The organism is Mycobacterium sp. ACS4054, assembly GCF_001667275.1.
In the GTDB taxonomy this organism is placed as follows: Bacteria; Actinomycetota; Actinomycetes; order Mycobacteriales; family Mycobacteriaceae; genus Mycobacterium.
The window spans coordinates 53,925-67,995 of sequence record NZ_LZHV01000077.1 but is presented as its reverse complement, the minus strand read 5'-3'; the positions used below and the strand labels follow the sequence as shown (position 1 = coordinate 67,995).

Sequence of the window (14,071 nt, the reverse complement as noted above, 5' to 3'; positions counted from 1 at the left end):
CTCAATACCTCATTTGGTACGGGCCGTTACCAGAGTCGGCCGATGGTCGTAATCTATCGGTGTGAATGCTGTCATCGGGTTCTGGTTCGCGCTGCCCCCGCAGGTGCGCGACCCGGTGCTGTTCGCCATACCGTTCTTCCTGTTCCTGTTGGCCATCGAATGGACCGCGGCCCGCAAGCTGCAGCGCAGCGAGGCCTCCCAGACCACTGAGGAGCGGCCCGGATCCGGCGCGTACCTGACCCGCGACTCGTGGACGAGCATCTCGATGGGCCTGGTCTCGATCGCCACCAGCGCCGGCTGGAAGGCGCTCGCGCTGCTGGGTTACACCGCCATCTATGCCTACCTGGCGCCGTGGCACCTCTCGCCGGCCAAGTGGTACACCTGGGTCGTCGCGCTTGTCGGCGTCGACCTGCTGTACTACGGCTACCACCGGATGGCTCATCGGGTCCGACTGGTCTGGGCGACGCACCAGGCCCACCACTCGAGCCAGTACTACAACCTCGCCACCGCTGTGCGCCAGAAGTGGAACAACAGCGGCGAGGTCTTGATGTGGGTTCCGTTGCCGCTCTTGGGCCTTCCCCCCTGGATGGTGTACTTCAGCTGGTCGCTGAACCTGATTTACCAGTTCTGGATCCACACCGAGCGCATCGACAAGCTGCCGCGGCCGTTCGAATTCGTCTTCAACACGCCGTCGCACCACCGGGTGCACCACGGGATGGACCAGATCTATCTGGACAAGAACTACGGCGGCATCCTGATCCTCTGGGACCGGTTGTTCGGCAGCTTCCAGCCCGAACTGTTCCGCCCCCACTACGGCCTCACCAAGCAGGTCGACACGTTCAACATCTGGAAGCTGCAGACCCGCGAATACGTCGCGATCGCCCGCGACTGGCGATCGGCAAACCGCCTGCGCGATCGTCTGGGCTACGTTTTCGGCCCACCGGGCTGGGCGCCGCGCACCGCGGAACCCGGCGAGGCGGCCGTTCCGCTGGCGACGTCGCCGTAACGCGGGGAGTTCACGGCGCGAAGACTTCTGCGTAACGGGAAGTCACGCCGTAATCTCGAATCGGTCGAGATTTGGCCCCGACGGATCGGAGTTGATGGTGCGTCGCCTGGCAATGCGCGCTTTCACCGCGTCGATCACCGTCGCCGCGCTCGCGCAATCGATGCCCCCTGCGCCGGCCCAGGCCGATCCCGTCGCGGTCTATCCCGGCATGGAGATCCACCAGGGCAACCGCGTCTGCACGCTGGGCTACGTCGACCCCAGTCTCAAAATCGCGTTCACCGCGGGCCACTGCCGCGGCGAAGGCGGAGTCGTGACCGACCGGGGTGGCGCCGTCATCGGCCGGCTGGCCGCCTTCCGGGACAACACCCCCAGTGGCACGACGGTGGCCACCGACCAGTTGATCACCGATTACGAGGCGATCGTGCTGGACAACGGCGTCATGGCGAACAACGTCCTGCCGGGCGGGCGGCAACTGATCTCCAACCCGGCCGCCGCGCTGGCCCCCGGGCAGGCGATCTGTCACTTCGGGGTGAGCACCGGCGAAACCTGCGGGACGGTGGAAAGCGTGAACAACGGTTGGTTCACCATGTCGCATGGCGTGCAGAGCCACAACGGCGATTCGGGCGGTCCGGTGTACTTGCCGTCCAGCGCCGGCCCCGGGCTGCTTGTTGGCATCTTCAACAGCGTCTGGGGGGACTTCCCGGCGGCGGTGTCGTGGCGGGCCACTTCCGAAGAGGTCCGGGAGGACCTCGGGGTGGCGCGGGGCGGGGCCCGCTAGGGGAATTCAGCGGGGCGCATCCGCCTCCGCGAGGGCGAACACCGGGATCGTGGGCGCGGCGGCGCGGAATTGTTCGTCGGTGCTGTCCGGCGTCAGCCCGCCGACGTAGCCCTTGACCTGCCAATACCAGCGGTCCAGATAGCGTCGCAGCAGTTCTGGCTTGGCCGAGTCGGCCACCTCGCTGACCCGGGCGCGCCGCCTGCGCCAGCGGGGGCCCGTTTCGACGACGCCCGCCGCCCTGACGTTGCGCGCCCACTGGGTGTTGCCGCGCGGCGACACCAGGTAGTCCACGCCGTCGACGGTCAACAGGTTGATGACCACCACCCGCGGTTTCCCGGACTTGCGCCCGCGGACCCGCAGCGCACGGGTCCCGGCGATGCTGATCCCCAGTTCGGCAAGCCACCGGATCACCGCGTTGGCGGCCCGTGCGGCGCCGTTCGGCTCTTCGTATCGCGTGGACATGTCGCGTCCTCTCTCGCAAACCTACCGAGAGCGGTGCTCTCTAAGGTGGCGACACTGCCACAGTCCTGGCCAGAAAGCAAGAGCGGTGATCTCGGTTGTGCCAGACTGGCCGCGTGGGCAAACGCCAGGAAACCCGGGAGCAGATCGAGGCACGCATCGTCGAGCTCGGTCGTCAGCAACTGGTCGAGCGCGGCGCGGCCGGGCTGTCCGTGCGCGCGATCGCCCGGGACCTGGGCATGGTGTCCTCGGCCGTGTATCGATATGTGTCCAGTCGCGACGAGCTGCTTACCTTGCTGCTGGTGGACGCCTATTCGGACCTGGCCGACGCCGTGGACCGCGCCCGCGAGACTGTCGGGGAATTGTGGAGCGAGGATGTCGTGGCCATCGCCGGGGCGGTGCGGCAGTGGGCCGTCGCGCACCCCTCCCGCTGGGCCCTGCTCTACGGCAGCCCCGTGCCCGGCTATCACGCTCCGCCGGAGCGCACCGTGGCGGTCGGAACCCGTGTGGTGGCGGCCTTCTTCGACGCTGTCGCGTCCGGGATCGCCACCGGTGACATCAGGCTGACGGATGTCGTTGCCCCGCAACCGATGTCGTCGGACTTCGAGCGGATCCGGCACGAGTTCGTGTTTCCCGGCGATGACCGGGTCGTGGCCAAGTGTTTCCTGCTGTGGGCCGGGGTGTTGGGCGCGATCAGCCTTGAGGTGTTCGGGCAGTACGGCGCCGACACCCTGACCGACCCCGAGGCGGTGTTCGACACGCAGGTGCGGCTCCTGGTGGACGTGCTGGGCCAGCACTGACGGGTCGGCCGGCCGAATTAGAACATGTTCACCCGGCCGTCCCGGCGGCGCGACGGCCCGCGACGGCAAAGTTTTCGCGGCCCTTTCTGGCGGCCCGGGCGCTGGACTATCCTGCGAGACGATGACCCTTCCCGTTCAGTCGCCGACTCAGATCGCGTGGGTTACCACCGACCTGGATGCCACCGAAACCGCCCTCACCGGCCTGTTAGGTGTGCGCAAGTGGGTGCGGATACCCGAGGTGCACTTTGCTCCGGACACCTGCAGCTACCTCGGCAAGCCCGCCGATTTCGTTGCCAGCATCTCGCTGAGCTATCGCGGTGACATGCAGTTGGAACTGATCCAGCCGGTCAGCGGGGAGAACATCTATAGTGACTTTCTGCGCGAATCCGCGCCGGGTCTGCACCACATCTGCATGGAGGTGGAAAGCCCGGAGCAGTTCGACGCGGTACTGGCCGAGGCGGTGCAGTTCGGGGTCCCCGTGGTGCAACAAGGCGTGATGCCCGGCGGTATCCAATTCGCGTACGTGTCCGCGCCGCAGGCGGCGGTGCCGTTCGTGGAGATCGCCTACATAGCGCCCGAGATGAGGGCGTTTTACGACTACATCAAACAGGAGCAGCGCCCATGAGCCGCGCCAGCGACGATGCAGCGGGGAGACCCACCGCCGCGAAGCGGCGTGGGGGACGCACCAATGAGGAGGAGCAGCGCCCATGAGCACCGAGATACCGGCCATCGTCAGCGCGGACGACGTCAGTTCGTGGTCCGATGACGTCGACGTGGTGGTGATCGGCTTCGGCATCGCGGGCGGCTGCGCGGCGGTCAGCGCGGCTGCCGCCGGGGCGCGGGTGCTGGTGCTGGAGCGCGCGGCGGCGGCCGGCGGCACGACTTCGCTTGCGGGCGGCCATTTTTACCTGGGTGGGGGAACGGCGGTGCAGGAAGCGACCGGCCACCCGGATTCGCCCGAGGAGATGTACAAGTACCTGGTGGCCGTGTCCCGGAAGCCGGACCACGACAAGATCCGGGCGTACTGCGAGGGCAGCGTCGAGCACTTCAACTGGTTGGAGGACTTGGGTTTTCAGTTCGAGCGCAGCTACTTCCCGGGTAAGGCCGTCATCCAGCCCAACACCGAGGGGCTGATGTTCACCGGCAACGAGAAGGTGTGGCCCTTCCTGGAGAAGGCGGTGCCGGCGCCGCGCGGCCACAAGGTGCCCGTGCCCGGCGACACGGGGGGCGCCAGCATGGTGATCGACCTGCTGCTGAAGCGCGCCGCGAGCCTGGGCGTGCAGATCCGGTATGAGACGGGCGCCACCGAGCTCATCGTGGACGGTTCGGGCGCGGTCAGCGGTGTCATGTGGAAGCACTTCGCCGAAACCGGTGCGGTGAAGGCAAAGTCGGTGATCATCGCTGCCGGGGGCTTTGTGATGAACCCGGAGATGGTTGCCAAGTACACGCCGAAGCTGGCCGAGAAGCCGTTCGTGCTGGGCAACACCTACGACGACGGGCTGGGCATCCGGATGGGCGTGTCGGCCGGCGGCGCCACCGAGCACATGGATCAGATCTTCATCACGGCCCCGCCGTACCCGCCGTCGATCCTGTTGACCGGGATCATCGTGAACAAGCTCGGGCAGCGCTTCGTGGCCGAGGACTCATACCATTCCAGGACCTCGGGGTTCATCATGGACCAGCCGGACAGCGCGGCGTTCCTCATCGTCGACGAGGCCCACCTCGAGCACCCCAAGATGCCGCTGGTCCCGCTCATCGACGGGTGGGAAACGGTGCCGGAAATGGAAGCGGCGCTTGGCATTCCGGAGGGCAACCTCGTTGCCACGCTGGACCGGTACAACGCCAACGCCGCCCGCGGCGAAGACCCCGATTTCCACAAGCAACCGGAATTCCTTGCGGCACAGGATCACGGGCCGTGGGGCGCGTTCGACATGTCGCTGGGCAAGGCGATGTATGCCGGTTTCACCATCGGCGGGCTGGCCACGTCCGTGGACGGTGAGGTGCTGCGCGCGGACGGCAGCGTGGTGCCGGGGTTGTACGCGGCCGGGGCGTGCGCCTCGAATATCGCCCAGGATGGCAAGGGTTACGCCAGCGGCACGCAGCTGGGGGAGGGCTCGTTCTTCGGGCGCCGCGCAGGAGCGCACGCGGCCCGAGGGGCCGGGGGAGCGTAGGCGCGCTAGACGCGCGCAGGCTCCTTCTTCTCCTCGACCGGACCCAGCCGCCACGGTCCGCCACCGAGCAGTTGCAGCTCCTGTTCGTGGTGCTGCTCGACGGTGGGCCGGTGACTGACGCTCACGACCACGCAGTCCGGCAGTTCGGTCCGCACCAGTTGGTAGAGCGCGAATTCCAGCCCCTCGTCCAGCGCGGAGGTGGCCTCGTCCAGGAACACCGCCTTGGGCTTGGTGAGCAGGATTCGCGCGAAGGCGACACGCTGCTGCTCGCCGGGCGAAAGCACCTTGGCCCAATCCCGTTCCTCCTCGAGCCGATCGAGCAGGGGGGCCAGGGCGACCTTGTTCAGCACCTCACGCAGCTCGTCCTCGGAGACGCCGTCCGGCGAGTTCGGGTAGCACACCACGGTGCGCAGGTTGCCCAGCGGCACGTACGGCAGCTGCGACAGGAACATCGTCGCGTTGTCGCCGTCCGGGCGGCACAGGGTCCCGGAAGCGTACGGCCACAGCTCGGCGAGACTGCGCAGCAGCGTGGTCTTGCCGGCACCGGAGCGCCCGGTGATCACCAGCGAATCACCTTCGGCCAGTTGAACATCCAGCGGGTCGATCAACCGGTCGCCGCTCGGCGTGCGCACCTCGACGTCGCGGAGTTCGACGGCCGAGTCTTCGCTGGGCTTGACCAGCATGCTCGGCAGCGCACGGCCCTGGCTGTTGGCGTCGACCAGCCCGTGCAACCGGATGATGGCCGCACGGAAGGCCGCAAAGGCGTCGTAGTTGTTCCGGAAGAACGACAACGAATCGTGGATGTTGCCGAAGGCGGTCGCGCTCTGGCCGACGTCACCGAAGTCGATCTGCCCAGCGAACAAGCGCGGCGCCTGAATCACCCACGGCAGCGGGACGATGGCCTGCGACACCGACCAGTTCCAGCCGTTGAAGATGATGGTTCGGCGCACGAACTTGCGGTAGTTGTCGATGATCGGGGTGAACCGGCGCCACAGTTGCGACCGCTCGACGCGCTCACCGCGGTAGAAGCCCACGGCCTCGGCGGCATCCCGCAGGCGCACCAAGGCATACCGGAACGCGGCGTTGAGTTTCTCGTTGTTGAAGCTCAGCCGGATCAACGGATGCCCCAGCCAGATGGCGACCAGCGTGGCGACGAACACATACACCAGGACCGTCCAGAACATCGCGCGCGGGAAGTCGACGCCGAACACGTTGAGGTTTCCGGACAGGTTCCACAGGATCGCCGCGAACGAGATCACCGAGGCCACCGCATTGACCGCCCCGAACAGCAGGGTGCTGCCGGTCCCGTTCGACGGAATGTTCGGCGTACCACCGGCATTCGCGGTGAAGATGTCGATGTCCTGCTGGATGCGCTGGTCGGGGTTGTCGATCGTGTTGTCGATGAACAGGTCCCGGTAGTAGGCCCTGCCGTCGAGCCAGTCGTCGGTGAGGTGGGCGGTCAGCCACATGCGCCAGGCGATGATGAACCGCTGCGTCAGGTAGATGTCGATCATGAACCGGATGACGTACAGGGTGGCCAGCACGCTGAAGATGGCGATCGACATCCAGAAGCCATGAATGCCGGACTGTTTGACCGCGTCGTCGTCGGCCGCCACGCCCTGCACCGCCTTCTGCACCGCCGTGTACAGATCGTTGCCCTGGTAGCTGAGCAACACCGTCAGCCGCACCGACAGCAACACCGAGAGCAACAACACCCCGAGCATCAGCCACACACCGACGCTGCGCGCCCCGACGAAGTAGCCGCGGGTGATCCGCCAGAACTGCCGCCCCCACGGCGTGAGGTACCGGAACGCCACCAGCGCGACGAAGAGACACACGGCGCTGATCAACCACGCGATGGCGACCCACCGGAGGGAATCCACGGCGGCCGCCGACCAGTTGATCGAGGGCTTGAACGGCTTTGGGCCCATGGTCGCTTACTCCTCACGATCGAGCCGGTGGACTGTGCTGGAACTTCAAATCCTTCGGCGAAGGTACCGGAAGGATCTGGATAGGCTGCGGTTATGAGCACCGACGCCATCCCCACACAAACATTGCACGCCGGCCGGCTGGTCGCGCGACGGCTGCGGGCCAGCGGGGTCGACACCGTCTTCACGTTGTCCGGCGGACACCTGTTCTCCGTTTACGACGGCTGCCGCGAGGAGGGCATTCGGCTGGTCGACACCCGCCACGAACAGACCGCCGCCTTCGCCGCCGAGGGCTGGTCGAAGGTCACCAGGGTGCCCGGCGTGGCCGCTCTCACCGCGGGACCGGGCGTCACCAACGGGATGAGCGCGATGGCGGCGGCGCAGCAGAACTCCTCGCCCCTGGTGGTGCTGGGTGGCCGGGCGCCCGCGCAGCGCTGGGGCATGGGCTCGCTGCAGGAGATCGACCACGTGCCGTTCGTGGCGCCGCTGGCGCGGTTCGCCGCCACGGCCCAGTCGGCCGAGGACGCCGGCCGGCTCGTCGACGAGGCGTTGCGGGCGGCGGTCGGCGCGCCGTCGGGCGTCGGCTTCGTCGACTTCCCCATGGACCACGTCTTTTCCATGTCCGAGGATCACGGCCGCCCCGGCGCCCTCGCCGACCTGCCGCCGGGGCCCGCTCCCGATGGCGAGGCGCTCGGCCGGGCCGCCGGCGTCCTGTCCGCCGCGCAGCGGCCGGTGATCATGGCGGGCACCAACCTGTGGTGGGGACACGGGGAGGCGGCCCTGCTACGGCTCGCCGAGGAACTACAGATCCCGGTGCTGATGAACGGGATGGCTCGCGGCGCGGTGCCCGCCGATCACCCGTTGGCGTTCTCGCGGGTGCGCGGAAAAGCGTTGGGGGAGGCCGACGTTGCGCTGATCGTCGGCGTGCCGATGGACTTCCGGCTGGGCTTCGGGGCGGTGTTCGGGCCGCAGACGCGGCTCATCGTGGCCGACCGCGCCGAACCCGAACGCGAACATCCCCGCCCGGTCGAGGCCGAACTGTACGGCGACCTGCTTTCGATACTGGCGGCGCTGGCCCCCGGGGGCCACAGCGACCACCGCGACTGGATCGACGAACTGCGGGCGGCGGAAACCGCGGCGCGGGCAAAGGAAAAGGCCGAGCTGGCCGACGACCGCACCCCGCTGCATCCGATGCGGGTGTACTCCGAACTCGCGCCGATGCTGGATCGCGACGCCATCGTGGTGATCGACGCCGGCGACTTCGGGTCCTACGCCGGGCGGGTCATCGACAGCTACCAGCCGGGCTGCTGGCTGGACAGCGGCCCGTACGGCTGCCTCGGCTCGGGCCCCGGTTACGCCCTGGCCGCCAAGCTGGCCCGGCCGGACCGTCAGGTCGTCCTGCTGCAGGGCGACGGCGCGTTCGGCTTCAGCGGGATGGAATGGGACACCCTGGTCCGGCACAACGTGCCCGTCGTCTCGGTGATCGGCAACAACGGGATCTGGGGGCTGGAGAAGCACCCCATGGAGGCGTTGTACGGCTACTCGGTCGTGGCGGAACTGCGTCCGGGCACCCGCTACGACGAGGTGGTGCGCGCCCTGGGCGGCCACGGCGAGCTGGTCTCCGCGCCCGTCGAGCTGCGGCCGGCGCTGGAACGCGCCTTCGCCAGCGGCCTGCCGTCGGTGGTCAACGTCCTCACCGACCCGAGCATCGCCTATCCGCGCCGGTCCAACCTCGCCTGATGAGCCGGGTGGGTCCGCCCACCGCGTACCGTTGACCTGTGCCAAAGACCAGCCGCCCGCAACCCGGCCGCCTGAGCAGCCGATTCTGGAAACTGCTCGGCGCCAGCACCGAAAAGAACCGCAGCCGATCCCTTTCCCAGGTCACCGACTCGTCCGAATACGACGAGGAGGCCGCCGGCCTCACGGACGAGAAGCTTCGCAAGGCGGCCGGGCTGCTCAAACTGGACGACCTCGCGGAGTCCGCCGACATCTCCCAGTTCCTCGCGATCGCCCGGGAGGCGGCCGAACGGGCCACCTCGCTGCGCCCGTTCGACGTGCAGCTGCTGGGCGCGCTGCGCATGCTGGCCGGCGACGTCATCGAGATGGCCACCGGTGAGGGCAAGACGCTGTCCGGGGCGATCGCGGCCGCCGGCTACGCGCTGGCCGGGCGGCACGTGCACGTGGTGACGATCAACGATTACCTGGCCCGCCGCGACGCGGAGTGGATGGGCCCGCTCATCGAGGCGATGGGTTTGACCGTCGGCTGGATCACCGCCGAGTCGACCAGCGAGGAGCGCCGCGCCGCCTACGGCTGCGACGTCACCTACGCCTCGGTGAACGAGATCGGGTTCGACGTGCTGCGCGACCAGCTCGTGGTCGACGTCGACGACCTGGTGTCGCCGAACCCGGATGTGGCCCTGATCGACGAGGCCGACTCGGTGCTGGTCGACGAGGCCCTGGTGCCGCTGGTGCTGGCGGGCACCACCCACCGCGAGACGCCGCGGCTGGAGATCATCAAGCTGGTCGGCGAGCTGTCCCCGGACACCGACTACGACACCGACTCCGACAGCCGCAACGTCCATCTGACCGACGTCGGCGCGCGCAAGGTGGAGAAGGCGCTCGGCGGCATCGACCTCTATTCCGAGGAGCACGTCGGCACCACCCTGACCGAGGTCAACGTCGCGCTGCACGCGCACGTGCTGTTGCAGCGCGACGTGCACTACATCGTCCGGGACGACGCGGTGCACCTGATCAACGCCGCCCGGGGCCGCATCGCGCAGCTGCAACGCTGGCCCGATGGCCTGCAGGCCGCCGTCGAGGCGAAGGAGGGCATCGAGACCACCGAAACCGGCGAGGTGCTCGACACCATCACGGTGCAGGCGCTGATCAACCGCTATGACACCGTCTGCGGCATGACCGGTACCGCGCTCGCCGCCGGGGAGCAGCTGCGCCAGTTCTACAAGCTGGGCGTGTCGCCAATTCCCCCGAACGAACCCAACATTCGCGAGGATGAGTCCGACCGCGTCTACATCACCGCCGCCGCCAAGAACGACGCGATTGTCGCGCACATCGCCGAGGTGCACGAGACCGGGCAGCCGGTGCTGGTCGGCACCCGCGACGTGGCCGAATCCGAGGAACTTCACGAGCGGCTGCTGCGCCGCGGCGTGCCCGCGGTGGTGCTGAACGCCAAGAACGACGCCGAGGAGGCGGAGGTCATCGCCGAGGCCGGTAAGTACGGGGTGGTCACGGTGTCGACGCAGATGGCGGGGCGGGGCACCGACATTCGGCTCGGGGGCTCCGACGAAGCCGACCACGACCGGGTCGCCGAGCTCGGCGGCCTGCACGTGGTCGGGACGGGACGGCATCACACCGAGCGGCTGGACAATCAGCTGCGCGGGCGCGCCGGACGGCAGGGCGACCCCGGATCGTCGGTGTTCTTCTCCAGCTGGGAAGACGACGTCGTGGCGGCCAACCTCGACCACAACAAGCTGCCCATGGAAACCGACGAGGACGGCCGGATCGTCAGCCCCAGGGCGGCCGGGCTGCTCGACCACGCGCAGCGCGTCGCCGAGGGCCGGATGCTCGACGTGCACGCCAACACCTGGCGCTACAACCAGTTGATCGCCCAGCAGCGCGCCATCATCGTCGATCGCCGGAACACGTTGCTGCGCACCGCAACCGCGCGCGAGGAGCTCGCCGAACTGGCGCCCAAGCGGTACAAGCGGCTGGCCAAGGACATCGAAGAGGACCGCCTGGAGAAGATCTGCCGGCAGATCATGCTCTATCACCTCGACCGCGGCTGGGCCGACCACCTGGCCTATCTGGCCGACATCCGCGAAAGCATCCACCTGCGCGCGCTGGGCCGGCAGAACCCGCTCGACGAGTTCCACCGGCTGGCGGTCGACGCGTTCGCGTCGCTGGCCGCCGATGCGATCGAGGCCGCGCAGCAGACGTTCGAGACGGCGAACGTGCTCGAGGAGGAGCAGGGCCTCGACCTGTCCAAGCTCGCCCGCCCGACGTCGACGTGGACGTACATGGTCAACGACAACCCGCTGTCCGACGACACGCTGTCCACGCTGAGCCTGCCCGGGGTCTTCCGCTAAGCCGGGGCCCGGGTCGGTCCGTTTAACGGAACGCAATACGCCCGCGTTAAGGTCACGCCTCATGGAGCCGGAGCTTCCGCCGAACCGGGTGCTGACGGTGCCCAACGCCCTGAGCGTCCTCCGTCTGGTGCTCATCGGGGTGTTCGCCTACGCCCTGCTGGTCGCGCACGCCAACGGCTGGGCGGTCGGGATCCTGATGTTCAGCGGCGCGTCGGATTGGGCCGACGGCAAGATCGCCCGCCTGCTCGACCAGTCGTCGCGGCTCGGCGTTCTGCTCGACCCGGCGGTCGACCGCCTCTACATGATCTGCGTTCCCGTCACGATGGCGCTGAGCGGGATCGTGCCGTGGTGGTTCGTGGCCGTCCTGCTGGCCCGCGACGGGCTGCTGGCCGCGACGCTGCCGCTGCTGTGGAGCCGCGGGCTGTCCGCGCTGCCCGTGACCTACATCGGCAAGGCCGCCACGTTCGCGTTGATGTCCGGCTTCCCGCTGGTCCTGCTGGGGACCTGGAACGCGCTGTGGAGCCGGGTCGTCGGGGCCTGCGGCTGGGCGTTCCTGATCTGGGGCATGTACGCCTACCTGTGGGCGTTCGCACTGTACGTGGTGCAGATGACCCTGGTCATCCGCCGGGTGCCCAGGCTCAAACACGAGCCCTCCCGGCCCCAGAGGACGCGGCATGGCTGACCCGGACCGCCTGCTCGGCGGCTACGACCCCAATGCCGGGCGCAGCGCCCACGTGGCGTCGCGCCCGCAGCTGATCCCGGTGCCCTCGCTGCTGCGCGCCCTGCTGTCCGAGCACCTGGATCCCGGTTACGCCGCGGCCGCCGAAAGGCGTCGCGACGCCGACCCGCCCGCCGCGCGCGCACGCGCCTTCGGCTGGCTGTGGCAGGCGCTGGCGGCGCTGCTCATCGCGACGGTCTTCGCCGCCGCGGTCGCGCAGGCCCGCTCGGTCGCCCCCGGCGTGCGTTCGGCGCAGCAGCTCCTGCTGGGCAACGTGCGGTCGACCGAGAGCACCGCGGCCAGGCTCGCCCAGCGGCGCAGCGAGCTGTCCGCGCGCGTCGACGACGTGCAGCGCCGCGCGCTGGCCGACGACGCCGAGGGGCAGCGGCTGCTGGCGCGTCTGGACGCGCTCGGCCTGGCGGCGGCCAACCGGGCGGTCATCGGCCCCGGCCTGAAGGTGACCGTGACGGATCCCGGTGCCAGCCCCAATCTTTCCGACGTGTCCAAGCAGCGGGTCAGCGGCAGCAGGCAGATCATCCTGGACCGGGACCTGCAGCTCGTCGTCAACTCGTTGTGGGCCAGTGGCGCCGAGGCGATTTCAGTCGGCGGCGTCCGCATCGGACCCAACGCGACCATTCGGCAAGCCGGCGGGGCGATCCTGGTCGACAACAACCCCACCAGCAGCCCGTACACGATCCTCGCGGTGGGGCCGGCCCGCGCGATGCGGGACGCCTTCGACGAGAGCTCCGGCCGGCAGCGCCTCAAACTCCTCGAGGTCTCCTACGGCGTCGTCGTCACCGTGGACGCGGCCGACGGGCTGACACTGCCCGCCGGATCGATCCGCGATATCAAGTTCGCCAAACAGATTGGGCCACAGTGAGAAAAGTCCTCTCCAGACCGCTCACCCGGCGCTCGCGGACGGGAAATCGGGCATGATCGGCATCGCGGCGCTGGCGATCGGCATCGTGCTCGGCCTGGTTTTCCACCCCGCCGTGCCCGAGGTCGTCCAGCCCTACCTGCCCATCGCGGTGGTCGCCGCGCTCGATGCGGTGTTCGGCGGGTTGCGCGCCTACCTGGAACGGATCTTCGACCCCAAAGTCTTCGTGATCTCTTTCGTGTTCAACGTTTTCGTGGCGGCGCTGATCGTCTACGTCGGTGACCAGTTGGGTGTGGGCACGCAATTGTCCACGGCCATCATCGTGGTGTTGGGGATCCGCATCTTCGGCAACGCCGCCGCGCTGCGGCGCCGGCTGTTCGGGGCGTGATGGTGAGCGAAGATCCGCCGGACGGCGCCCCCGAAAGTGCTGACGCGGCAAGCCGTTCGCCCCACGGCCGCCACGAGCTGCCGGCGAACCGCCCCCGCCCGCAGATCGGTGCGGTGCGCCGCACGGGGCTGTCGGGGCTGGTCCGCAGCGGCCGCTCCCGGTTCGCGTTCGGAACGTTGGCGACGCTGTTGTGCCTGCTGCTGGGCGTCGCCATCGTCACGCAGGTCCGCCAGAACGAGTCGGGCGACTCGCTGGAGACGGCGCGCCCGGCGGACCTGTTGGTGTTGCTGGATTCGTTGCGCCAGCGCGAGGCCACCCTGAACGCCGAAGTGACCGAACTGCAGGACACCCTGAATTCGCTGCAGGCGTCCGGCAACAACGACCAGGCCGCCATTGCGGCAGCCCAGGCCAAGCTGGCGGCCCTGTCCATCCTGGCGGGCGCGGTGGGGGCCACTGGGCCGGGGGTCACCGTCACCATCGACGACCCCGGTCCGGGCGTCGCGCCGGAGGTGATGCTCGACGTCATCAACGAACTGCGGGCCGCCGGGGCGGAGGCGATGGAGATCAACGACGCGCACCAGTCGGTGCGGGTGGGTGTCGATACCTGGGTGGCGGGTATGCCTGGCTCGCTGACCATCGACACCAAGACCCTGTCGCCCCCGTATTCGATTCTGGCGATTGGCGATCCACCCACCCTGGCCGCGGCGATGAACATCCCGGGCGGCGCGGAGGACAGCATCAAGCGCGTCGGCGCGCGCATGTCCGTCCGGCAGGCCGACCGGGTGGACGTGACCACCTTGCGACAACCAAAACCGCACCAATACGCTCAGCCCGTCAAGTGAG

At 68.6% G+C, this 14,071-nt stretch carries 13 protein-coding genes; 11 read left to right on the top strand and 2 right to left on the bottom strand.

Annotation, left to right across the window (positions count from 1 at the left end; translation table 11 throughout):
* The first annotated feature begins 61 nt into the window (after positions 1–61).
* Together A5730_RS23720 and A5730_RS23715 are read left to right on the top strand one after the other, a co-directional pair.
* Complete coding sequence (locus A5730_RS23720) at positions 62–1,006, top strand: sterol desaturase family protein (RefSeq protein WP_067905878.1); 945 nt, start codon at positions 62–64, stop codon at positions 1,004–1,006.
* A 94-nt stretch (positions 1,007–1,100) separates the two neighbouring features.
* On the top strand, positions 1,101–1,784 hold the full coding sequence (locus A5730_RS23715) for a hypothetical protein (protein WP_067905877.1): 684 nt from the start codon (positions 1,101–1,103) through the stop codon (positions 1,782–1,784).
* A gap of 6 nt (positions 1,785–1,790) precedes the next feature.
* On the opposite strand, the gene A5730_RS23710 is transcribed toward A5730_RS23715, so the two are convergent.
* Entirely contained in the window at positions 1,791–2,246 is a 456-nt protein-coding gene (locus A5730_RS23710; RefSeq protein WP_067905876.1) for a nitroreductase/quinone reductase family protein, read from the bottom strand.
* Positions 2,247–2,359: 113 nt separating this feature from the next.
* Between A5730_RS23710 and A5730_RS23705 the strand changes: the two genes are divergently transcribed.
* From A5730_RS23705 to A5730_RS23695, 3 genes are all read left to right on the top strand, one after another.
* A complete protein-coding gene (locus tag A5730_RS23705; RefSeq protein ID WP_197506333.1) occupies positions 2,360–3,043 on the top strand; it encodes a TetR/AcrR family transcriptional regulator in 684 nt (227 codons plus the stop codon).
* Between the two features lie 121 nt (positions 3,044–3,164).
* The gene (locus A5730_RS23700; RefSeq protein ID WP_067905874.1) at positions 3,165–3,668 is read left to right on the top strand and encodes a VOC family protein; all 504 of its coding nucleotides are present in this window, start codon (positions 3,165–3,167) and stop codon (positions 3,666–3,668) included.
* An 82-nt stretch (positions 3,669–3,750) separates the two neighbouring features.
* Complete coding sequence (locus tag A5730_RS23695; RefSeq protein WP_067905873.1) at positions 3,751–5,214, top strand: FAD-binding protein; 1,464 nt, start codon at positions 3,751–3,753, stop codon at positions 5,212–5,214.
* Positions 5,215–5,219: 5 nt separating this feature from the next.
* On the opposite strand, the gene A5730_RS23690 is transcribed toward A5730_RS23695, so the two are convergent.
* On the bottom strand, positions 5,220–7,145 hold the full coding sequence (locus tag A5730_RS23690; RefSeq protein WP_067905872.1) for an ABC transporter ATP-binding protein/permease: 1,926 nt from the start codon (positions 7,143–7,145) through the stop codon (positions 5,220–5,222).
* Between the two features lie 93 nt (positions 7,146–7,238).
* Between A5730_RS23690 and A5730_RS23685 the strand changes: the two genes are divergently transcribed.
* The 6 genes from A5730_RS23685 to A5730_RS23660 all read left to right on the top strand — a co-directional run bounded on the left by A5730_RS23685 (position 7,239) and on the right by A5730_RS23660 (position 14,070).
* Entirely contained in the window at positions 7,239–8,882 is a 1,644-nt protein-coding gene (locus A5730_RS23685; protein ID WP_067905871.1) for an acetolactate synthase, read from the top strand.
* A gap of 38 nt (positions 8,883–8,920) precedes the next feature.
* Positions 8,921–11,245, top strand: coding sequence for an accessory Sec system translocase SecA2 (secA2, locus tag A5730_RS23680; RefSeq protein ID WP_067905870.1), 2,325 nt, complete (start codon positions 8,921–8,923; stop codon positions 11,243–11,245).
* A 61-nt stretch (positions 11,246–11,306) separates the two neighbouring features.
* Positions 11,307–11,927: a CDP-alcohol phosphatidyltransferase family protein gene (locus tag A5730_RS23675; protein ID WP_067905869.1), complete on the top strand. Its 621-nt coding sequence runs from the start codon at positions 11,307–11,309 to the stop codon at positions 11,925–11,927.
* Positions 11,920–12,843, top strand: a complete 924-nt coding sequence (locus A5730_RS23670; protein ID WP_067905868.1) for a DUF881 domain-containing protein — start codon at positions 11,920–11,922, stop codon at positions 12,841–12,843. The genes A5730_RS23675 and A5730_RS23670 overlap by 8 nt, the downstream gene beginning before the upstream one ends.
* A 52-nt stretch (positions 12,844–12,895) precedes the next feature.
* A complete protein-coding gene (locus A5730_RS23665; RefSeq protein WP_007170008.1) occupies positions 12,896–13,228 on the top strand; it encodes a small basic family protein in 333 nt (110 codons plus the stop codon).
* Between the two features lie 2 nt (positions 13,229–13,230).
* A complete protein-coding gene (locus A5730_RS23660) occupies positions 13,231–14,070 on the top strand; it encodes a DUF881 domain-containing protein (protein WP_067905892.1) in 840 nt (279 codons plus the stop codon).
* Position 14,071: the final 1 nt, after the last annotated feature.